Genomic DNA, 22,869 nt, shown 5'->3' on the forward strand with positions numbered 1-22,869 from the left:
TGAAAATATAACTGTATTGTAAAAGAAGTTCATATATAAAGTCAACTGACATAATATCATTGACGTTATATCAATTAAGGTGCTATATTTCAATTAGTTAGAATAAAAAGAAAATTAAGAGAAGGTGACACCATGTATAAAGAACCATTTCAACCAACTTATGAGTATGCGCTTGAATGTGATAAACATGATGAACTGAAAGATTTTCAAACTGAATTCTATAAAAAAGAAGGTACTATATATTTAGATGGAAACTCATTAGGGCTACTTTCAAAAAGAGCAGAGAAATCATTACTTACGTTGCTAGATTCGTGGAAAGAATATGGAATTGACGGCTGGACTGAAGGTGAGCACCCGTGGTTCTTCCTTTCAGAGAAATTAGGTAAACTTACAGCCCCTCTTATTGGAGCTTTACCGGAGGAAACTATTGTAACCGGTTCTACGACTACAAATATACACCAAGTTATTGCGACGTTTTATGAACCGAAAGGAATACGTACAAAAATACTTGCGGATGAATTAACTTTCCCGTCAGATATTTATGCACTTCAAAGTCAAATACGTTTAAAAGGATTAGACCCAGATGAGCATCTAGTAAGAGTGAAAAGCCGAGATGGTAGAACACTTTCTGAAGAAGATATTATTCATGCGATGGAAGATGATATCGCTTTAATTTTATTACCTTCTGTTTTATATAGAAGTGGTCAAATTCTTGATATGAAACGTTTAACAACGGAAGCACATAAACGAGACATTCATATCGGATTTGATTTATGTCATTCAATAGGATCTATTCCGCATCATTTCAAAGATTGGGATGTTGATTTTGCTGTTTGGTGCAATTATAAATATTTAAATGCAGGACCGGGTGGTGTTGCAGGACTTTATGTAAATAATAAACATTTTAATAGACTGCCAGGGTTGTCTGGATGGTTTAGTTCTAAAAAAGATAAGCAGTTTGATATGGAGCATACATTAACAGCCGCTGATCATGCAGGTGCTTATCAAATTGGTACACCTCACGTATTAAGTATAGCACCATTAATTGGTTCTCTTGAAATTTTCAAAGATGCTGGTATTGAACGTTTACGTGAGAAGTCTTTACATATTACGAGATACATGCTGAATTTAATTGATCATGAATTAAAAGATTTCGGATTTACAATTGGAAATCCGTTAGAGGATGAAAGTCGAGGCGGGCACATTTATTTAGAGCATGCAGAAGCAGCACGTATATGTAAAGCGCTAAAGGCAAATGGAGTAATTCCAGATTTTAGAGCGCCAAATGGAGTGAGACTTGCGCCGGTCGCTTTATATAACACATACGAAGAAGTGTGGAAATCTGTACAAATATTAAAGGGAATTATGAAAGAAGAAAAGTATAAGCAGTTTGAAAATAAGCGAGAGGTTGTGGCATAAGTATGAAAACATCAGAGTGGATTGATATTTCACAACCGCTAAATAATAATATTGCAACGTGGCCAGGAGACACACCGTTCTCGTATGAAGTTTCATGGTCAAAAGAAGAAAGTGGCTCGGTAAATGTCGGAAAGTTAACGATGAGTATTCATACAGGCACTCATATTGATGCACCATTTCATTTTGATAATGATGGAAAGAAAGTATTGGATTTAGATGTTCAAGTTTATGTTGGCCCAGCACGGATTATTGACGTTTCTAATCTTGAAAGCATCGGGAAAAAGGAATTAGAAAACTTTCATTTAGAAGGTGTAGAACGATTATTATTACGTACATCTTCACATGGAAAAAATGAAGAATTTCCAGATGTGATCCCTCATTTACGTGCAGACATAGCACCTTTTCTATCAGAGAAAGGTATTCGTTTAATCGGAGTAGATGTACCATCAGTTGATCCGTTAGATGATAAAGAATTAGCAGCGCATCATCAATTATTTAAACATGGAATTCATATTTTAGAAAATGTCGTATTAGATCATGTAGCAGACGGTGATTATGAACTTATTGCATTACCACTTGCATTAACTGATGCAGATGGAAGTCCAGTTCGAGCCGTTATTAGACCAATATAAGTAGAATTATATAAAAGGGGCGTTTGGCTAATATGAAAGAAAATGAAAAAGTAATTATGGAAAAAGGGATTCATACGGATTTTAAAGAGAATATGACGTATGGGGAGTATTTACAATTAGATAGTTTACTATCTTCTCAAAAAAGATTATCGGACCATCATGATGAAATGTTATTTATCGTTATCCACCAAGCAAGTGAGCTTTGGATGAAGCTCATTTTACATGAGCTAAATGCGGCGATTGAATCTATTAAACAAGATAAATTACAACCAGCTTTTAAAATGTTAGCACGTGTATCGAAAATTCAGTCTCAAATTATTCAATCTTGGGATATTCTTGCGACATTAACACCATCAGAATATATTGAGTTTCGTGATTCACTCGGTCAAGCTTCAGGTTTTCAATCGTATCAATATCGTATGATTGAGTATGCACTTGGCTATAAAACGCCGCACGCATTAAAAATTTATGAAAAGGATCCAGAATTACATGCACGACTTCATAAAGCGCTACATGCACCAAGTCTATATGATGTCGCGATTCAAGCATTAGTAAAAGAAGGATTCCCTATTCATAAAGATGTGTTAAACCGTGATATTACGCAGCCTTATGAAGAAGATGCAACAGTAGAAGCGGCGTGGTTAGAAGTGTATGTGGATGTGAAAAAATATTGGAATTTATATCAGCTTGCTGAAAAATTGATTGATATTGAAGACTGGCTACAACAATGGCGTTTCCGTCATATGAAAACAGTAGAAAGAATTATTGGACATAAAATGGGAACAGGTGGATCCTCCGGTGTTTCTTATTTAAAACGAGTACTTGATCAAAGATTCTTCCCAGAGCTTTGGAATGTTCGTACGAAATTATAAAAATAAACCTGTCAGTTCATTATGGCTGACAGGTTTATTTTTATTTGAGCACAATTATGTTTAAAATGAAGTAACAAGATATAATAAATGGAGTAACTATTTAAATGGAGGTAAAGTTTTTGGATTTCAAGCAACTAGAAAATAAATTCGAAAAGAAAAAAGTGAATACATTTCTTGTTTATCAAAAAGGGGAATTAACAACTGAGTATTATAAAACACCTGAATGTGCAAATAACTTATATAAAATAAATTCGATTACAAAAAGTATCGTATCTTTATTAATTGGTATTGCAATTGATAAGGGCTATATAAATGATATACATACACCGATTACAGAGTGGATTGAAAATGTACCTGGGGAAAAACATGATTTGACGCTTTATCACTTATTAACAATGACTACTGGTGAGGATTGGAAAGAGTTTGGGAATGGAGTAGTATTCCCAAATGACTTTGTAGAATCAGAGAACTGGGTACAGTACATATTAGAAAAGCCAATAATTGAAAAACCTGCTACAAAAATGAATTATAATTCAGGTTCTTCTCATTTACTGAGCTATATTATTCAAGAAGCTACTGGAATGTCGACAGAGCGGTTTGCAAAGAAATATTTATTTGATCCATTAGAAATTAACGAATACGAATGGCAACAAGATCCGCAGGGTATATATGTTGGCGGCTTCGGTATGAAAATGAAATCTACAGATTTATTAAAATTAGGAAAATTATGTTTACAAAATGGATATTGGAATGGGAAAGAAATTGTATCAGCACAATGGTTAGAAGAGTCAAGCAGGGCGCAATTTGAAACATATGAACATGTCGGCGCATATGGATATCACTGGTGGGTATTACATAACGAAAGATTTCACATACCGTATTGTATATATTTCGCTATGGGATATGGCGGACAATACATCGTTATCATTCCTCAGTTAGAAGTAGTAGCTATTATAAGTAGTCATATGCCAAAGCGTGGGCTCGTTCCATTAAAATTATTTATTGAGCATGTACAGGGAAATTCTAATTATTTATAAGAAAAGGAGGGAATGTATGAGGGGTGAAAAAACTTTATCTTTATTTAGATTATGTTTAAGTCTTCTAGCATGTAGCGCCATTATTACGCAATTCATAATCAGGGCACAAGTGAAACCGTTCAATCCAGTTAACTTTTTTAGTTTCTTTACGATCGAAAGTAACATTTTAGTTGCATGTATTCTCCTTTTAAGCAGTATCGGAACAGCTACATTTGGTCGATCAGAGCAGTTTGGTATACTTCGTGGTGCGGCAACGGTATATATACTTACGACAGGACTAATTTATTTTTTACTATTAAGAGGATTAGAAGAATCACTTCAAACTGCAATACCATGGGTAAATACGGTGCTGCATTATATCATGCCAATTACCATGCTTTTAGATTGGATTTTAAATCCACCAAATAAGAAAATCACCTGGAAAAAAGCTGCAAGTTGGCTCTTATTCCCGTTTTTTTACGTTGTATATAGCTTATTACGTGGTCCAATCGTAAATTGGTATCCATATCCTTTTTTAGATCCGAGAATAGGAGGATATGGTAGAGTCCTTTTATATAGTATAGGGATAGCTGTTGTAATTGGCGCTATTTGTATATTGGTAAGATTTTTAGGGAATCGAAATTTTAGGAAAGAATTTTAGAAATGCAAGAACCCCCACTGTTTCTGTTTTTAACAGTGGGGGTTCACTTTATCTACTCGTCTTCTGAAACGACAACTTTATAAATTTCTCCGTCTTCGTTTCAAATTCTACATCAACAAAAACACCATATTCTTTTCCATCTTCACGTAACCACAATTTAAATTTTTCAACAGTTATTTGAACTGTTTTGGGTTTTCTACCTATATGTAGATAATCAATAATTTCTGCTTTTGGGTATTGTTCTTTCGTCTTTTCTACGGCAAGTTTACCCCATTTGGCATACGGCGGCTGCGCATGAACAATTGATGAGCCTGTATATATATTTGAACATGTTGTTAGGAACAGAATGACGAGTGCGACACGTTTTAACGATTTTTTCATGATGAACTCCTTTTATCCTTTTTTTATATTGTTTACATATTTTTTCAACGATATTAGTTTGGATTTTTTTGTCTTCTTTACATAAAAGCGAGGCTTTTACAAAACATAACCAAGAAATCATTTCTGTAATTAAGGAGGGAAAAGTATGCGCCAAAAAGCTATTTTTAAAATAGCAGTTTTACTTGCGTTCATAGGACTGTCTTTAATGGTCAGTAGTATACAACTAAAGAATGTAGAAGCTTTTTCTAATCAAGTCATTCAAAGAGGAGCATCTGGCGAAGATGTCATTGAACTGCAATCTCGTTTGAAATATAACGGATTTTATACGGGAAAAGTGGATGGTGTTTTCGGATGGGGTACATATTGGGCACTTCGGAATTTTCAAGAGAAATTCGGATTACCCGTTGATGGTTTAGCTGGAGCTAAAACGAAGCAAATGCTCGTGAAGGCAACGAAGTATGACAAGTCCACTGCCAATAAAGGAAATAGTGGTAGTACTGCACAAAAAAATAAACCATCTCAAAATAAAGGGACAAATGTTCCGAATGGTTATTCGCAAAATGACATTCAACTCATGGCAAACGCAGTATACGGGGAATCACGTGGTGAACCGTATTTAGGACAAGTTGCAGTAGCTGCTGTTATTTTAAATCGTGTTACAAGTGCATCATTTCCAAATACCGTTTCAGGAGTAATATTTGAGCCAAGAGCCTTTACGGCAGTTGCGGATGGGCAAATATATTTAACGCCAAATGAAACAGCGAAAAAAGCTGTATTAGATGCGATTAATGGATGGGATCCAACAGGAAATGCTTTATATTATTTCAATCCAGATACTGCGACTAGTAAATGGATTTGGACTCGTCCACAAATTAAAAAAATCGGTAAACATATTTTCTGTAAATAGAGCGGAGGTGGGACAATGTTACGAGGTATTATCATTGTATTATTAACAGTCGGTGTAGTAGGAACAGGATACTGGGGCTATAAAGAGCACCAAGAGAAAAATGCGGTTTTAATTAGAGCGGAAAATAGCTATCAACGTGCATTCCATGATTTAGCATACGAAGTCGATTTATTACACGATAAAATTGGCACAACACTTGCGATGAATTCACGATCATCTTTATCACCTGCATTAGCGGATGTATGGCGTTTAACATCTGAAGCTCGCTCAGATGTAGGGCAACTTCCTTTAACATTAATGCCATTTAATAAAACGGAAGAATTTTTAGCGAATATCGGTGATTTTAGTTACCGTGCAGCCATTCGTGATTTAGAAAAAGAGCCTTTAAATGAGCAAGAATATAAAACGTTGCAAACTTTATATTCAAATGCAGGAAATATACAAGATGAACTAAGAAAAGTACAACATCTTGTTTTGAAAAATAATTTACGCTGGATGGATGTAGAAATGGCACTTGCATCAAATCGCGATCCAGCAGATAACACAATTATTGATGGATTGAAAACTGTAGAGAAAAACGTAACATCATATTCTTCTACAAACTTCGGACCGACCTTTACAAGTGCGCAAAAAAATAAAAAAGGCGGATTTGAAGCGCAAGGAAAGGCAATTTCTAAAGATGAAGCGGCGAAAATTGCAAAATCGTTTTTGAATTTAAAAGGAAATGAAAAAGTAGATGTTGAGAAAAGCGGAAAAGGTGCGAAAGAATCTTTCTATAGTGTGAAAATTAAAGATGAAGCAACGAACAATGAGTTTTATATGGATATTACGGGAAAAGGCGGATATCCAATTTGGGTTATGAATAACCGCGAAATTAAAGAACAGAAAGTTAGTTTAAACGATGCAGGTAGTAAAGGTTTGAAATTTTTAAAGGACCATAAGTTTAATAATATGGAGCTTTATGATAGCTCTCAATATGATAATGTTGGTGTGTTTACGTATGTAGTAAATGAAAATGGAGTACGAATTTATCCAGAAGCAATCCAAATGAAAATTGCTTTAGATGACGGTTCTATCGTAGGGTTCTCCGCAAAAGAATATTTAGCGTCGCATCAAAAACGAACAGTTCCATCGGCAAAGTTAACTGTAGCAGAAGCAAGAAAGAAAATCAATCCGGATGTGAAAGTAATGGAAGAACGTAAAGCTGTAGTAGTCAATGATTTGCATAATGAAGTACTTTGCTATGAATTTGTAGGTACTTTAGGAAAAGATACGTACCAAATATTCATTAATGCTAATAGTGGGGCCGAAGAAAAGGTAAAGAAAATGCAAGCTGTTGAAAAAATTTATGATTAAACCTTAATAGTGAAGTGGTGAAAATAATGAAAACTCTAATATATATATTGATGCTTTGCTTCGTTATAACTGGATGCAGTATTGGAAAAAAAGACAATCCAAACGAAAAGCCGGAACAAAAAAATGTCTCAATGAAAAATGTTAATTATACGAATAAATCAAATAAGCCAAATGAAAAAGCAGCAGATCATTTAGCATCTTTAGCTGCAAGTGTGCCAGGTGTGAATGATGCGACAGCCGTAGTAGTCGGCAAATATGCAATTGTAGGTATAGACGTAAAAGCAAAACTTGATCGAACTCGAGTTGAATCAATTAAATACTCTGTTGCAGAAAGTTTAAAAAATGATCCTGATGGTGCTAATGCAGTCGTTGTAGCAGATGTTGATACGTATGAACGCCTCAAACAAATTGGAAAGCAAATTAAAAAAGGAAAAACAGGTGAAGGTATACTAGATGAATTAGCGGCTATTGTGGGCCGAGTAATGCCACAAGTTCCAAATGATATGATTGAAAATAGAGAAACGAATCCAATTAAAGATAATGATAAACAATTACCAAAAGATGAAAAACAAGAGCTAAGAAAAGAACAGGATGATCAATCAAATAATCATTTGAATAAATGAAATTAGCCTCGTACTTAATTGTACGAGGTTTTTGAATATAATATTAAATATTCAGTTTATTTTTAAGGGAATATATGGTTTAATTATGATGGGAGGGACAACTGTTATGATGAAAAAAAGCGCATGTATATTGTTTAGTTTTTGCTTAGGTTTCAGTATGACAGCGTGTGAACAGAGAAAAGAAGTGAAAAATCAAACAGCAACTTCTTCTACTGTGATGGAAAGGCAACAGAAAGCGTCTATCAATATAAACCATTTCTCGAACATAAATGAAGGAATGACTTATACAGAAGTAAAAGATTTAATTGGTTGTGAAGGGGATTTACTTATAGAAGAAGGGGTAGAGCATTCTACACAAATTAAACAAATTTTTGCTTGGAAAGGAAACGATCCAAATTCATTTGTTGAAATTACCTTTTTAGATGGAAGAGTGCATTCAAAAGTACAGCAAGGTATAAGTTAATAAGCAAAAAATGGGAGAGTTTAGCATGAACATACACACAGGGGAAATTCAATTAGTTCCGTATAAGGAGAAATATAAAGAAGTTATACAAACATTTACTTTACCAAGTGAACAAGTTCAGTTTACATCAGATCCAAGCGCATTACTGGAGAAAGCAAAAAGTGATCGTACAAAAAATGTGATTGTTATTTTAGATTACAATGGGGTACCGGTTGGTCTTTTCGCATTGCAAACGGGAGATAGAGTAAAGGAGTTTACGGATAATGAGGATGCTTTACTTTTAACATCATTTTCTATTAATCACAATAGACAAAGAAAGGGATACGCTAAAAAGTCATTGTTATTATTAGAAGAGTTTGTAAAACGTTATTTTCCAATAAAAAATGAAGTTGTACTTGCTGTGAATGAAAGAAATATTCCTGCACAAAATTTATATGCAAAAGTCGGCTTCAAAGATAAAGGTTTTAGAAGAATGGGACCAATTGGCCAACAAATAATAATGCATTTACCTATAATGAAATAATGAGATAGAAAACTTACTCTTGAATATTCATGTAGTAGGTTTTTTTATTTTAACAATATATAATATATGTATATAAAATGAAACAGAAATGAAGGATATAAAAAATGAATCAAGATAGACAATGGAATATTGTTGGGGGAAGAGTGATTAAAACTGGGATTGCAGTTTTTCTTACAGTGTTAGTTTGTAATTTTTTTAACATCCCAACTATTTTTGCTGTAATAACAGCAATTGTTACAATTGAACCAACTGCAACAGACTCAATAAAAAAAGGGCTTATTCGCTTTCCGGCCTCAACAATTGGATCGGCATATGCCATGACTTTCACATTTTTCCTAGGCCATCAAGCAATTTCTTATGCATTAGCTGCGATGTTTACGATTGTTACATGTCAAAAACTAAGGTTACATGCGGGAACATTAGTCGCGACTTTAACTGCTGTAGCTATGATTCCAATTACGGCAGATCATTATTTTACTGCATTTTTAATTCGTTTAGCTACTACATCTACTGGTATTATAGTATCTACTTTAGTGAATTTTTTCATTTTCCCACCACACTACACGAAAACGATTTTTGGATGTACAGAGGATCTATTTGCTAAAACAGCAAATATTATGGAAGAATGGATTACTGCATTACTTGCAGGAAAAGGTATGAAAAAGGAGACAGCTCAGGATCTATCTAAATTGACTTTATTATTGCATAAGGCGATACAATTTGTTCAATATGAGCAGAAAGATTGGAAATATCATCACCATACAAAGAAGGAAATGAGAAGCTTTTTACTTGTACAAAAGCAATTGCATTTATTACAGCAAATCATTTACCATATAGATAATTTAGCTCGAGTGTCAATTGAGACCTGTGACTGGTCACAAAGTGAAAGGGAAATATTACAACAAACAACTTATTCTATAATTGCTATATTGAGAAACCGTTGTAATGAAATTGATGAGGAACATTTTAAACTTATTGCTGAATTAGACAAGCAATTTTGGAGTTATAAAAATGATTTAAAAGATTATAAACCAGATCATTATCATCACCATTTCTCAAGTGAATCTATTATTTTATTTGAGGTATTATCTATTCATGATATGTTAGAAGAATTAAAACAAATATCCGAGAAATATGAGTGGGAAAATCAATTCAGTTGATAAATTCATTTTATTGTGGGGGAATAATATGACAATTTATGTTGCACTACTAAGAGGAATCAATGTCGGTGGACATAAAGTAATCAAAATGGCTGATTTAAAACGATTGTTTGAATCAATAGAATTAAAACATGTGAAAACATATATACAAAGTGGTAATATCGTGTTCGAATCTGAGGAAGGTATAAACTTTCTAAAGGACCGAATACAATCTGAAATGAAAAATGAATTTGATTTCGATGTTCCAGTCATGCTAAGAACACATGATGAATTTATAAATATTATTAAACAATGTCCGTATGAAGTTCATTCATTGTTAGAAGGAGAAAGTGTTCATGTTGCTTTTTTAGCTAATGTACTTTCTGAAGAAGAGAGTAGTCAATTGCTTACATTTAAAAGTGAACTTGAAGATTGCTATATAGATGAGAAGGTTGCTTATTTGTTTTTCAAAAATAGCATTCGAAATTCTAAATTAATGAACCAGTTTCAGAAGTTACATACACCAGCTACAGTTAGGAATTGGCGGACTGTGAATAAATTAAAAGCAATTGTAGAGAGTATGTAAATATAAAAAGATGAGGTTTTCTACATGTAGAAAACCTCATCTTTTTACTTATATTGTTTTGCAACTATGAGTTCGACAATAGGATAAATAAAGAATGAAGAGCAAATTGCGATGAACAGAGGGAGGTTTTTAACGCCATCTAAATTAGCCCCCATAGAAAATCCTTCGGAGAAGATTAATAAAAGGAACATTATAACTACAAGCACAAAATACGCAATTTTAAAGCTTTTATATGTAATTTGTTGGCCCATTTCATCTTGACTTTCTTCTGATACACCGTGGGGATCTCCCCAAGTAATGTGATTAATTAAATTACTAAGTATTAACGAAATAGCAAAAATCGTACTACCCAAAATAGAACCTTCAGTGATGTATTTATATGTGCCATGTACTATTATTGCAATTAATGCTAAAACAATGATGATAAAAATAGTTTTTTTAGTATTCAATAAATAATTGCCCCCCTCGATTGTAAAAAACTCTTTACAAATATAAGTATAAAATTGGAAAAGTATCATGTCAAATACTTTTTACATAAAATATGTAAGTATGCAATATTTTGGTTTTATGATAAATAAAAAATTACAATACATTTGAATGTAAAAGAATGGGCTCGCATATATTTGGAAGGGATGTCAGATTAATTTAGGGGGTAGTTATGTCTATACTTTTAAAAGCTGGTGCAGATGCAGGAAACAACGGTTTGAAGTTAATGGTGAAAGGGCAAGACCCTATTTTTATTCCGAGTATTTATTCTTTATATATAGGTGAGCCTACAGGACTTTTAGATGAGGTAGATGTTTCATTATCTGAATTAGAAAACCACATTGATGTGACTATAAGTTCGCCATCGTTAATGCTAAATAATGTACGATACATCGTTGGAGAAAAAGTCATTCAAGATCAATTAAAAGGTACTGAGGTAGAGAAGAAATCGAATAAGTCAACGGATGAGTTAATGGTTATTACAATACTATCAGGTTTGGCGGTAAGCGCTATGCGACAAAGTCCAACTTCTAGCCATATTAATATTCGTTATGATTTATCTGTCGCTCTTCCTATGCAGCTTATTACACAAGAAATAGCTGCTGAAAATGCAAAACGTTATATGGGAAATCATAAGGTTATTTTCCATTATCCGAACGGACGCGATGTGACAATTAATGTTTCAATTGAGTTTTGTAAATGCCTGCCTGAGGGCGCATCTGGGACGTGGGGCATTGTATACGATGAAGAAGGAAATGTTGTGAAACATAAAATAGAATGTGAGCCGAATCAAGTTTCTGAAATTGATTTTGTAGATAAGACTCTACTCTCTTTTGATATTGGTGCAGGGACGACAGAAGAAGTTGTTTCATTAGGGGTAAATTTCCGTCCGCAACTAAGTAAAGGTTTATCTTATGGTGTAAAAGAGACGTTATTACAAATTATCACGAGATGGAACCGAAAGTATCCAACTAAGACGATTGATAGTATTACAGAATTCAATCAAATTTATTTAAATGATAAGCATCCGAGAAATACCTTATTAGTTGAGGAATCACAGCCGGCACTATTAGGTTTAGCAGCTCGTGTTGCAACAGATATTATAAATAAAATTGATGATATGAAAGACGATCCATACGTGTTTATTTATGGCGGTGGTGCAGTAATTATTAAAAACAGTTTAAAAATGATTTTAAAGCAAAAAGGACGACTCAAAAATGTAATCTTTGTAGATAATCCGTTATTTACCAATGCACGAGGATTATTAGTCTATACTTGTTCGCCAAAATATAGAGAGCATAAGCAAAAAGAGTTAGGATTTACAAACTTAACGATAAGTTAGTTGGTGGAAGTATGCGATCTAGGCGATATAAACGTGGTGATCGAGTAAAAATCAATATTCATAAATCGGTATCACCTGAAATGCTTGCGTGGCTGAATAAACAATCAAATCCAACTAATTTCTTCTTTTTTGCTGCGCAGCAACTATTTAAACAAGTAGGAGATATTGACGTTTCTAAAGCTTTACCAAGCAGCCATGTTTTCTCATTATATGTGGAGCCTTCATCCTTATTAAAAGTTGAAGTAAACCCTTTTAAAAACATGACACTAGAAACAAATACATCCACCGAAAATGCAAAAAAAAAATTATGGGAATCTGTTGATCAATTAGATTGTCCATTTTTTTAAACATAGAAAAATATAAGAAGTCCCATCACTATACATACGAATACAGTGATGGGTTTTTGTTTGTAAATAGAAGGGGCACAATACAATTTGTGCCCCTTTTGTTAATTATTTGTTTGTCTAAATTTCAGATGTATGTTTAGAAACAGCAGTAATTATGCTTTCCCAGTCATCTGGATGGTTTTCATGGCCTGCCCCTTTAAGAGTTAATAGTACTGAGTTTGGAATTTCATCAATTAGTGCGAGGCCATGTTCGAATGGGAGTGCTGTATCATCTGTTCCGTGAATAACCAATGTAGGTGCTTGTATGGAGTGAAGTACACCTTCATATGCATCATCACCTTGAAGTAAAGCATGATTAAACATACTTAATAAATTATTTGCGCGTTCTATTTCTTGTTTTACTTGTGTATAAACTCTATTTTCATCAAATATTCGTTCTGATCCACATAATAGACGAGATCCTGAAACTAAATACTCTGCCACATCGTTTTTATTTGTCCAATCTATACTTGTGCCATTTACATGATGTGTTAAAATTCTTTCATCCATTGGAGGTAAATCGCGAGTATTGTCATCAGATCCTATTACACTAGTCGCTAGTAAAGTTAGCGTCAAAATTCTTTCGGGATGTTTTATAGCGGCAATTTGAGCAATCATACCACCTAATGACATACCAAATAGGTGAGCTTTATCAATATGATAAGCATCTAGTACTCCAATTGCATCTTCAGCCATATCTGTTACTGTATAATTGGAAGTTCTAGGTTCGTAGGCAACAGAGCGTCCAACATCACGGTTATCAAAGCGAATAACAAATTTCCCCGTACTAGCCAACAGCTCACAAAACTCTTCGTCCCAATAAACCATGGAACATGTAGCGCCCATAATTAATAAAATAGCAGGGTTCTTAGGGTTCCCAAAGCTTTCTGTACATATATCAATTCCGTTTATTTTAAATATCTTTTCACTCATATAGTTAGCCTCATTTCTTTTGAATTTAATTAATAAAACAGTTTTGGATGATTCTAAGATGTGTGTAAGATTTGTTTTGAAATTCATCCAGTATTAACGAGCAGTAGGAGCCCAATTGGTGAGGGCTGATTAAAGTTTCACTTTATAATGCTTCTTGCATAATTACCCCCAAAAATAATTATATGGTAATTCAAGACAAAAAAATTTGAGAAATAATTGTATGTTATTAAAATAAACAGCAAGGAGGAGAGTAAATGAAAGCAATTGTTATTGATCAATATGGTAGTGTTGAAGAATTGAAAGAAAGACAAGTTTTAAAATCGGTTGTTAAGAATAACGAAAAAGCTCAACAATAAATAATAGCCCATACTACACATTGTCATTTTCGGGTATTATTTATTGTTGGCTATTGTGTTATTACTTCTAACAAATACTGTTTCGTATTGTATCATGTAATTTCTCTAATCCAATTGCCATATCTTTCTCGTTTAACATTGAATAGCTAATTCTTAATTGGTTATCATTTGTTTCGTAGTTTAATAGACAAGCTGTTCCTGGTAAAAAAGAGACATCTACTTCATTTGCTTTTTGTAATAAGGTAAAGGGATCTATCCAATCAGGCAGTGTCACCCATAAATTAAAACCGCCATTTGGTATCTCAAAGTTTAGTCCTTTTAATGGCGATAATATATCAATTGTTAAATCACGTCTCATTTGTAAAGCTGTACGTAATTTTTCTAAATGATTTTTCATACGTTCCGCACGTAAGAAAGGTAGAAGTGCCTTCTGTGTTAATAAAGGACTACCGATATCCATGGAACCTTTCACTGCATATAGCCATTCAAAAATAGGACCATCGGCAAAAAGTACTGCGATACGGAGTCCTGGTGCTAACGTTTTACTAAATCCTTTTATATATATCACGTGGCCATCCTTATCAAAACTTTTGATTGGTGGTGGGACTATAGCACCTTCAAAATATATTTCTCCGAAAGAATCATCTTCAATGATAAAAAATTGATATAGCTCCGCTAGTTCTATAAGTTCCATTCTTCGTTCTTTACTCATTACTGTACCTGTCGGGTTCTGGAAGGTGGGATTTGTATACAATAAAACAGGATTTTTACTTTGACAAATATCATCAATTAAGTCGGAGCGAACTCCATGATTATCAAGAGAAATAGGAATGATTTGAACACCTTTATTGATGAAAACGTCAAGCGCAGCACTGTAACATGGACTTTCTACTAATACGATATCTCCAGGTTTTAATAATGTTTGAGCAATTAAATCAATTCCTTGTTGTGCTCCGCTTGTAATTAATAATTGAGATGGGTCCGTCACTAATTTCTGGTGTTCATTTAAGTAATTTGCTATTTCAACTCGCAGTTCATAATCGCCTTGAACTGGCCCATAAGTTGCTAACAACATCGGATTTTTATCTAGCAATTTATGCATTTCGTCTGCCAAAAATGGATTTGGTAACAGACGAGGATACAGAATTGCTTGTGAAAAATCATAATATTTACGGTGCTTATTCATTGCATATTGAGAACGCATAACATTAATAGATCTTGATTGTTGCCATTTATACGGTATCGGTTTGAAATCTTTCTTTACACGTTTATATATGTAAGCACCTTTTCCATGTTCGATGCGTATATACCCTTTCGTTTCTAACTGTTTATACGCTTTACGAACAGTTAATACATTGATTTGTAAATCTGTGGCCATACAACGTAAAGAAGGAAGGGATTCACCATGTGAAAGCATACCACTTTGTACTCTTTCAACAATTTGCATATATATTTGCTTGTAATACGGTATGTTTGATTCTTTACGCAATACAATCTTCATAGTTTCACCTATTTTTCTTTTTAATTTAATTAAAGCGAAAAATATATAGGGAATCAACTACAACTTGAAGTAACTGTTATATGTACTGATACACTGTTATACACCATACCCTCTATACTCATTTTAAGAGTAAAAAGGAGGAAGAAAAATGGTCATTTTTAATTACATTTTAGTATGTATTATTTTCGGGACAACATTTTTAACAATAAAAATTGGAATTGAAGCAGGGGCGCCACCGTTGTTTTCAGCAGGAATTCGATTCTTTTTAGCAGGCATAATCCTTATGATTATTTTTAAATTAAAGCGAAAAGAAATTATGCCACATATATTTTCAAAACGCATTATGTATGCTGGATTTTGTTTAACATTCATGACATTCGCAAGCTTGTATTGGTCAGAACAATATATTTCTTCAGGATTAGCTGCTGTTCTTTCTGCTACGGGGCCAATGATGATATTGTTAATACAAGCAAAGAGGAATAAGACAAAATTACAAAAGGAGCAACTCGTTGCTTTAGTTATCGCACTAATAGGTGTTATATTTGTTTCTTTACCAGGAATGCATCAACAAGTAAGTTTCATATGGAGTATTGCTTGTATTGTTTTAGTTATAGGAGAGTTATTTTACGGAATAGGCTCTATTCGTTCGAAAGAAATACTTTCAGATTTATCAAATGTATCACCATTTCTTATTAACGGTATTCAAATGTTTTATGGAGGGATTTTACTACTAATCGCATCTATTATTGTAGAACAACCAAATGTAACTGTATTAACTTCATGGAGTGTACAATGGCCTATTTTATATCTCATATTTATCGGATCGATCGGTGGACACGGATTATATTACTGGCTCTTATCAAAAACAAATCCAGTATTTCCATCGACGTGGTTAAATGTATCACCATTAATTGCAATAATTGTGGGATATATCATTTTAGGAGAACCTTTAAATCCTACAATGGGAATGGGGGCTTGTTTTATATTGATAGGTGTATTCTTGACCAATCGTTCAACACTACGGACTTATTTCAAAAAAGGGCGGTTATTAGAGAAGGAGATGTAGTTTAATAAAGCAACAGCCCTGTATATTACAGGACTGATACAATAAAAAACACAGTTGGAAAAATAACCAACTGTGTTTTTTATAATTAATTCACTTTTTTAATAAAACCTTTATAATGACGTTTTACAAGCTGGCTTTCTAACGTCTTCATAGTTTCTAGTGCTACACCGACAATGATAAGTAAGCTTGTACCACCAATTTGGGCAGAAGGTGGTAACGTAGCAATTTTCGTGAATACGAGCGGTAATATAGAAATTGCACCTAAGAAAATTGCACCGATAAATGTTAAACGGTATAAAATTTTAGTTACATATTGTTCAGTTGCTTTACCAGGACGAATACCAGGAACATATCCATTTTGCTTTTTCAAATTCTCAGCCATTTGTTCAGGATTTACTTGAATAAATGCGTAGAAGTATGTGAAAGCAACGATAAGACCGACATAAAGTGTCATTCCAATTGGATGTGCGAAATCAAGATTTGCAACTAACCATTTTGATATGCTTGAATCAGGGAAGAGCTGCGCAATTGTACGCGGCGTCATTAAAAATGCAGAAGCAAAGATAACTGGTATAACACCAGCACTATTTACTTTAAGAGGTAAATGAGTGTTTTTTGCTCCTTGATATTGATTGTTTCCTGAAACAGCTTTTGCATATTGTATCGGTATTTTACGTACAGCTTGTTGAATGTAAATAACGCCAACAACTATCGCTAAAATTACGAGTCCAATTAAAACAATTTTTATTATGTGCATGAATAGCTGATCGCCAGCATTTTGGAATTGTTGTAAATAAATTTGATTTGCAACATTTGGAATCGCGGCAACGAGACCTGCGAAGATAATCATCGAAATACCATTACCAACTCCGTTAGCGGTAATTTGTTCGCCTAACCAAAGTAAAAATGCAGTACCTGCAGTTAAAACTGTCGCAATAAATAAGTATGTAGTCCAGCTTTGATCTGTTATTAATTGTCCACCAGCTATATTATTAAAGCCATACGACATTCCGATGGCCTGTATGAATGCGAGAATGATTGTAAAGTATCGAGTGAATTGAGCTGATTTCTTACGGCCCATTTCTCCTTGCTTTGCCCATTCCGAAAATTTAGGTATAACATCCATTTGAAGTAATTGTACTATGATAGAAGCTGTAATATATGGTGTAATACCTACAGCAAAGATTGAGAAGTGTTGCAGTGCTCCTCCACCAAATACGTTTAACATACCTAGAACGTTAGCTTGATCTTGTACTTTTAATACCTCTGCGTTAGTATGAGGAACTGGAATAAACGTGCCAATTCGAAAAACGATTAACATCGCTAGTGTAAAAAGGATTTTCCTTCTTATCTCAGCTACTCTCATGAAATTTGAAATCGTACGAAACATTATGTCGCCTCCTATATTTTTATCAGTAAAAAACTGATTATTATACCCTATGAAGTAACCACAAACCTCCTTCCGCACTAAATTCATTTGACAAATGGATTTTCATACACTTTGTAGTTTTCACGGATATAAAAATATAAGGTGTTATATAAGCGACCTATACACTTTTCGTAATCATTCAATACCCATAATATATCGAATAAATTCACAAATGTACATACATACGCATGAAAAATGAATAAATAGGGTCATTTTTTACATTTATTTAATGATAAATTGATAGGACATTATTATTCACGATTGTTATACATGTTATAAAAATAAAGGCGAGCCATTATGATTTATAGCTTATATTCATTCAAATGTGTCAGCTAATAGTGTCTCCCAATCTTTAAATGATAATTTATTAGTTATATGTTTTAGTGCATTAGGTACAACAATATGACAAATAAGTTCTAAGCTATTACCATCTGGATCAATAAAATAAACAGATGCATTACCTTGATGTGGACGGACAAAGGGTTCAATAGATTCATTACTCCCAAACGGAACGGTTTTAATTTGAAGTGAGTGTAACCAATGTAATGATTCTTTTAAATCCTCATATGAAACTCTAAATGCAATATGACGTAAAGAAGGATGATATTTTGTTTCGTATTCAGAGCCCGCCCATAATCCTAGCCAACTTTTCCCATCCTCAATCCAAAAGAATGCTGTTGACTCATCGCTCCAGGCTAACTTCAATCCTAGTTTTTCATAAAATTCGATAGATTGTTGTAAATTACTCACTGGTAAATGTGCTTCGTATATTCCTTTAATCAATTAAAATCCTCCACCTTTTTATTTCCTTACAATTAATATATCGATTTAAAAAGAATTTAAAATCAAATAAAAGTATGAAAGTACATACTACTTTAGTAGTAGTAATCAATTATATTACAATTAAAATTTATCCCCCGCTGATTAAAGGTTCACTTTATGTGATTAGAAAATTCTTTTTATTTAAGAAGGAATAAATATTAAATAAAGCTAAATAAACAGTGTACGTATTTATAGGGGAGAAGATGTAAATGAAAGTTGTTATAAAAAAATTACCACCATTAGAAGTAGCGTATATAAGACGAACTGGTAGCTACTTTGAACCGCAAAATCACTGGGGAAAGTTACTGAACTGGTCAATTGAAAATAACCTTTATCCACCAGAGCAATCATTTATCGGAATATCATTAGATAATCCTGAACTTGTTGCAAGTCATAAGTGCCGGCATGATGCATGTGTTACGATTCCTGAAAACTTCGATAAAGAAAAGTATCAGGATGTGCAATTTAAAAGATTAGATGGAGGTACATATGGTCTATACCAGTTCTATGGTGAACCTCATAAATTAAGTGAAGCGTATCAATACATGTATGCAGAGTGGCTACCAAATAGTGAGTATGATGCAGATTATGATAGAGATAATTTAGAGTTTTGCTTAAATAATGTTCCTGAAGATTTAGAAGGAAAGTTAAAGGTTGATTTATTTGTGGCTTTAAAATGAAATTGGAATAGTAGTGAAAGAAAATCTTTTTTCGAAGATAATATTTCTAGCGTAGGAATTTAAGTATGTAGGTTGCAATGAAAGGAGAATCCACATGGATACATTTGTAAATAACAAGTTTTATGAAACGAGAAATCAATTAGTTGAGGAAATTAATTTGTTGAGTGATGCTCAATTTAATAGGAAACCAGATAAGGATAAATGGAGTATTGCACAAGTTTGTCATCATTTAGTTTTATTAGATGAGAGAATTATAACAGTTATTTCGTCAGGATTAAAAAAGTTAGATAGTACCCAAAATGAGCGTAAAGAAATTCACACTATTTTATTAGATAGAACGAAAAAGTTTATAGCACCAGAAATGATTGAACCAAGTATAGAACCATTTGAAGTGCTGCAAATGGTTGATTTGTTAAACGACTCTAGAAAAGAATTGATGCGTTTTCTGAGTACAATAGAAGATGAATCTAAATTAGTAAAAAAATCAGTGATGCATCCAGCTCTTGGAGAATTATTTCTTGATCAGTGGATAGAATTAATCTATTTGCATGAACAGCGTCATATAGAACAAATCAAAGAGATAAAATTGCTTTGTGAAATTGAAAAGTAAAAATCATTCCCTGTTTATTGATGCGTATTATAAACAGGGGAAACGATTGATTCATATTGATTCAGAAGAAAACAAAAATAGAATGAAATTAGTTGAAAGTAACCAATAAGCTTAAGAAAATATAAAACTATCCGATTTTCTGTATAAGTGTAACCCCGTCTTAAATGAAGAGCGGGGTTATTTTTTTTGAAAGTGTTTTTATTTAGAAGGAAATAAATCAGCAACGAAATTCAAAAAATTAATCATCATAACATATTGTATATGCACGTTTTAATAAATTGAAATGATAATGAATGATATGTCCTTATTTTGAAAGTACACTTCACACCCTTAAGGAAGGGGTATTCTGTCAGGAAACGATAAAATACAATTCTGTTAGGGGATGTATGCAATTTATTCTCTTTATTTTTGCAACAGAACCACCTTCAAAATTATCTTTTGTAGTTGAAGTTTCCCGAATAATAAGTTACATTTTTAAAGTTCAAACAACTTTACGAAAGTACAAAAAGGGGAGAAATATTATTATTATGAAAAAAATGAAATGGAAGAACTATGTATGTTACTTTGTAATTCTATTACTGCTCGGAACAGCAGTAATAGTCAAACCACCTATCTCTAAGGCTGAGGAATCTGAAGTTAATATTACATTGTTAGGTACTGCAGATATTCATGGCAGATTTATGCCTTGGGATTATGCGCTTGATGGAGCAAATATGAGTGGAAGTTTGACGCAGCTTTATACGGTTATAAAGAAGGTCCGTCAAGAAAATCAAAATACCATATTAGTAGATGCCGGGGATACAATTCAAGGAAACTCAGTAGAATTATTCAACGATAAGCCACAATCGCCAATGATGGTAGCGATGAATACAATGGGATATGACGCCTGGGCATTTGGAAATCATGAATTCAACTTTGGATTAGATACATTGAAAAAAGTTAGTGAGCAATATAAGGGAAAAACGCTAGCAGGAAATATTTATAAGGAAAATGGAGAGCGCTTTCTTCCTGCATATACAATTGTAGAAAAAGGTGGAATTAAAGTTGGGATTATTGGTATGAATACACCAATGATTAGTGATTTTGAAAAAGGGACAGATCACTTAAATGGTTTAGTGGTGAAAAATCCGGTAGAAGAGACGAAAAAGGCAATTAAGGAATTAGAAGGTAAAGTAGATGTAATGGTAGGAGTTATGCATATGGGACTAGAAAATGAGAACGGTATCCCTGGTACTGGTGTACAAGATATTGCAAATGCTTGTCCGGAACTAAGTGCTATTTTTGCGGCTCATATGCATAAACTTGTAAAAAAAGAAGTTGTAAATGGCGTAATTATTACAGAACCAGATAAATATGGAACACATATTTCACGTATTGACCTTACTTTTACAAAGCAAGATGAGAAGTTGGTTTTAAAAGATAAAACTGCTACCGCTATACCTGTAAAAAATGCTGATGGAACAACGATATTATCTGATCCTACACTTGAAGAAACACTAACACCTTTTCACGAATATGCGAGAGGAGATGCAAATGTTGTAGTCGCTCAATTAAAGGGTAGAAATCTTGTTCCTGAAAATGAAATAAAGGGTATCCCAAGTGTTCAGATTCAAGAAACACCTTTATCAGATTTCTTTCATGAAGTCATGCTCTACTACAGTAAAGCAGATGTAGTAGCCCATCAAATTGATAATGATTATGCCCGTTTGGATACAGGTCCTATTAAGAAAAAAGATATTGCGTATAATTACCAATATGCCTTGGGAGAGATTACAGTATATAAGATTTCTGGAAAAGATTTAAAAGACTATATGGAATGGGCAGCAGGATATTTTAACTCATCTCGTGCCGGAGATGTAACCGTTAGCTTTGATAAAACCCGCCGTGCATCTAAATACAGTACGAACGATTTCTTTGGAGGCGTAAAATACGAAATTGACTTAACAAAACCATACGGAAGTAGAATTACAAATTTACGCTCTATTCGTACAAACAAACCAATCAAAATGAGCGATGTTATGACGCTGGGAATGAATGCATACAGAATGGAGGCTCTTCAGGCAAAAGGAGGAGCTTTAGAGGGGCGTAAGTTTGAACAAATTTGGTCATCTAAACAAGAGAATGCATTTGGAGAAACAGGTGGAACCATTCGTAACCTTGCTATTACATATTTAAAAGAGGTAAAGAACGGTGTATACACGCCAAAAGTTATGCGTAATTGGAAAATTACTGGTGTAGATTTACATTCTTCAGAGCATAAGGCTGTAGTTGATCTTGTGAATAAAGGGATTTTAGAAATTCCAAAAACAGAAGACGGAAAATACACAAATATAGCATCTATAAATACGAAAGACTCAATTTCAAAAGAAGAGATTGTAGCACTCGCACAAAAAGCAAATATTAATCCAAATGAGTTTAATCATGCAAAGACAAAAGGTGAATTTTATAAAAAACTTAATAGGATTACTAAAAAAATATAAATTATAAGGTTTCTTATAGTAATTGTTATTTTAATAGTATGAAACCCACTCTTAAAATAGTAAAGAGTGGGTTTTTATGTTGTTATTTAGAGGTAAGTATACTTTTATTACAATGAATATAGATAATTAATAACTAACCAATTGGATGAGCGCCTATAAGGACTCTCTTTTATTCAAATTAATGTACATATGTGTTCCGT

The 22,869-nt window shown here is 33.4% G+C and carries 24 protein-coding genes; 18 read left to right on the top strand and 6 right to left on the bottom strand.

The genetic code is table 11. The features are described from left to right. Positions 1-132: 132 nt before the first annotated feature. From kynU to N2V92_RS21090, 5 genes are all read left to right on the top strand, one after another. Complete coding sequence (kynU, locus tag N2V92_RS21070) at positions 133-1,419, top strand: kynureninase (protein ID WP_000276296.1); 1,287 nt, start codon at positions 133-135, stop codon at positions 1,417-1,419. Positions 1,420-1,421: 2 nt separating this feature from the next. Continuing rightward, positions 1,422-2,051 carry an arylformamidase gene (gene kynB / locus N2V92_RS21075; protein WP_000858071.1) on the top strand — a complete coding sequence of 210 codons (630 nt, stop codon included), beginning with the start codon at positions 1,422-1,424 and terminating at the stop codon, positions 2,049-2,051. A gap of 32 nt (positions 2,052-2,083) precedes the next feature. Further along, positions 2,084-2,923 carry a tryptophan 2,3-dioxygenase gene (gene kynA, locus N2V92_RS21080; RefSeq protein WP_000661959.1) on the top strand — a complete coding sequence of 280 codons (840 nt, stop codon included), beginning with the start codon at positions 2,084-2,086 and terminating at the stop codon, positions 2,921-2,923. Between the two features lie 119 nt (positions 2,924-3,042). Beyond that, positions 3,043-3,960 (top strand): serine hydrolase domain-containing protein, encoded by a 918-nt coding sequence (locus tag N2V92_RS21085; RefSeq protein WP_000346246.1) that lies wholly within the window; start codon positions 3,043-3,045, stop codon positions 3,958-3,960. Between the two features lie 16 nt (positions 3,961-3,976). Beyond that, a complete protein-coding gene (locus tag N2V92_RS21090) occupies positions 3,977-4,600 on the top strand; it encodes a Pr6Pr family membrane protein (RefSeq protein ID WP_001213866.1) in 624 nt (207 codons plus the stop codon). A 48-nt stretch (positions 4,601-4,648) separates the two neighbouring features. Here the strand turns inward: N2V92_RS21090 and N2V92_RS21095 are convergent, their stop codons facing one another. Next, a complete protein-coding gene (locus N2V92_RS21095; protein WP_000749154.1) occupies positions 4,649-4,981 on the bottom strand; it encodes a DUF3889 domain-containing protein in 333 nt (110 codons plus the stop codon). A gap of 145 nt (positions 4,982-5,126) precedes the next feature. Here N2V92_RS21095 and sleB point away from each other — a divergent pair, with 145 nt between their 5' ends. From sleB to N2V92_RS21130, 7 genes are all read left to right on the top strand, one after another. After that, positions 5,127-5,888: a spore cortex-lytic enzyme gene (sleB, locus tag N2V92_RS21100; protein ID WP_001249046.1), complete on the top strand. Its 762-nt coding sequence runs from the start codon at positions 5,127-5,129 to the stop codon at positions 5,886-5,888. Positions 5,889-5,903: 15 nt separating this feature from the next. Continuing rightward, positions 5,904-7,244, top strand: coding sequence for a germination protein YpeB (gene ypeB, locus N2V92_RS21105; protein ID WP_000943737.1), 1,341 nt, complete (start codon positions 5,904-5,906; stop codon positions 7,242-7,244). A gap of 26 nt (positions 7,245-7,270) precedes the next feature. After that, positions 7,271-7,867, top strand: coding sequence for a YhcN/YlaJ family sporulation lipoprotein (locus tag N2V92_RS21110; RefSeq protein ID WP_000854056.1), 597 nt, complete (start codon positions 7,271-7,273; stop codon positions 7,865-7,867). A 106-nt stretch (positions 7,868-7,973) separates the two neighbouring features. Beyond that, the gene (locus tag N2V92_RS21115) at positions 7,974-8,330 is read left to right on the top strand and encodes a hypothetical protein (RefSeq protein ID WP_000976437.1); all 357 of its coding nucleotides are present in this window, start codon (positions 7,974-7,976) and stop codon (positions 8,328-8,330) included. 10 nt (positions 8,331-8,340) lie between these two features. Then, entirely contained in the window at positions 8,341-8,853 is a 513-nt protein-coding gene (locus tag N2V92_RS21120) for a GNAT family N-acetyltransferase (RefSeq protein ID WP_118961769.1), read from the top strand. Positions 8,854-8,957: 104 nt separating this feature from the next. Next, positions 8,958-10,013 carry an aromatic acid exporter family protein gene (locus N2V92_RS21125; RefSeq protein ID WP_016077574.1) on the top strand — a complete coding sequence of 352 codons (1,056 nt, stop codon included), beginning with the start codon at positions 8,958-8,960 and terminating at the stop codon, positions 10,011-10,013. A gap of 28 nt (positions 10,014-10,041) precedes the next feature. Further along, the gene (locus tag N2V92_RS21130) at positions 10,042-10,578 is read left to right on the top strand and encodes a DUF1697 domain-containing protein (RefSeq protein WP_000158574.1); all 537 of its coding nucleotides are present in this window, start codon (positions 10,042-10,044) and stop codon (positions 10,576-10,578) included. Between the two features lie 44 nt (positions 10,579-10,622). Here the strand turns inward: N2V92_RS21130 and N2V92_RS21135 are convergent, their stop codons facing one another. After that, positions 10,623-11,027 carry a hypothetical protein gene (locus N2V92_RS21135; RefSeq protein ID WP_001093136.1) on the bottom strand — a complete coding sequence of 135 codons (405 nt, stop codon included), beginning with the start codon at positions 11,025-11,027 and terminating at the stop codon, positions 10,623-10,625. Between the two features lie 209 nt (positions 11,028-11,236). On the opposite strand from N2V92_RS21135, the gene N2V92_RS21140 reads away from it, so the two are divergent. Then, positions 11,237-12,406, top strand: coding sequence for a ParM/StbA family protein (locus tag N2V92_RS21140; RefSeq protein ID WP_000025620.1), 1,170 nt, complete (start codon positions 11,237-11,239; stop codon positions 12,404-12,406). Between the two features lie 11 nt (positions 12,407-12,417). Next, positions 12,418-12,753, top strand: coding sequence for a hypothetical protein (locus N2V92_RS21145; RefSeq protein ID WP_001257762.1), 336 nt, complete (start codon positions 12,418-12,420; stop codon positions 12,751-12,753). A 117-nt stretch (positions 12,754-12,870) separates the two neighbouring features. Here the strand turns inward: N2V92_RS21145 and N2V92_RS21150 are convergent, their stop codons facing one another. Further along, positions 12,871-13,725 (bottom strand): alpha/beta fold hydrolase, encoded by an 855-nt coding sequence (locus N2V92_RS21150; protein WP_001290769.1) that lies wholly within the window; start codon positions 13,723-13,725, stop codon positions 12,871-12,873. Positions 13,726-14,148: 423 nt separating this feature from the next. Next, the gene (pdxR, locus tag N2V92_RS21155) at positions 14,149-15,582 is read right to left on the bottom strand and encodes a MocR-like pyridoxine biosynthesis transcription factor PdxR (protein WP_016077575.1); all 1,434 of its coding nucleotides are present in this window, start codon (positions 15,580-15,582) and stop codon (positions 14,149-14,151) included. A 148-nt stretch (positions 15,583-15,730) separates the two neighbouring features. On the opposite strand from pdxR, the gene N2V92_RS21160 reads away from it, so the two are divergent. Further along, positions 15,731-16,648, top strand: coding sequence for a DMT family transporter (locus N2V92_RS21160; protein WP_016077576.1), 918 nt, complete (start codon positions 15,731-15,733; stop codon positions 16,646-16,648). A gap of 85 nt (positions 16,649-16,733) precedes the next feature. On the opposite strand, the gene secY is transcribed toward N2V92_RS21160, so the two are convergent. Together secY and N2V92_RS21170 are read right to left on the bottom strand one after the other, a co-directional pair. Then, complete coding sequence (gene secY / locus N2V92_RS21165) at positions 16,734-18,038, bottom strand: preprotein translocase subunit SecY (protein ID WP_000490132.1); 1,305 nt, start codon at positions 18,036-18,038, stop codon at positions 16,734-16,736. Between the two features lie 354 nt (positions 18,039-18,392). Beyond that, positions 18,393-18,860 (bottom strand): VOC family protein, encoded by a 468-nt coding sequence (locus N2V92_RS21170; RefSeq protein WP_000589638.1) that lies wholly within the window; start codon positions 18,858-18,860, stop codon positions 18,393-18,395. 248 nt (positions 18,861-19,108) lie between these two features. Here N2V92_RS21170 and N2V92_RS21175 point away from each other — a divergent pair, with 248 nt between their 5' ends. The 3 genes from N2V92_RS21175 (at position 19,109) to N2V92_RS21185 (ending at position 22,669) form a co-directional block, all read left to right on the top strand. Next, positions 19,109-19,579, top strand: coding sequence for an AraC family transcriptional regulator (locus N2V92_RS21175; RefSeq protein ID WP_000869619.1), 471 nt, complete (start codon positions 19,109-19,111; stop codon positions 19,577-19,579). A 94-nt stretch (positions 19,580-19,673) separates the two neighbouring features. Next, on the top strand, positions 19,674-20,189 hold the full coding sequence (locus tag N2V92_RS21180) for a DinB family protein (RefSeq protein ID WP_000379381.1): 516 nt from the start codon (positions 19,674-19,676) through the stop codon (positions 20,187-20,189). A gap of 527 nt (positions 20,190-20,716) precedes the next feature. Then, entirely contained in the window at positions 20,717-22,669 is a 1,953-nt protein-coding gene (locus N2V92_RS21185) for a bifunctional metallophosphatase/5'-nucleotidase (protein ID WP_033668955.1), read from the top strand. Positions 22,670-22,869 lie beyond the last annotated feature (200 nt).

Origin of the sequence: Bacillus sp. CH_48 (assembly GCF_038008465.1) — a bacterium.
Lineage (GTDB): Bacteria > Bacillota > Bacilli > Bacillales > Bacillaceae_G > Bacillus_A > Bacillus_A thuringiensis_S.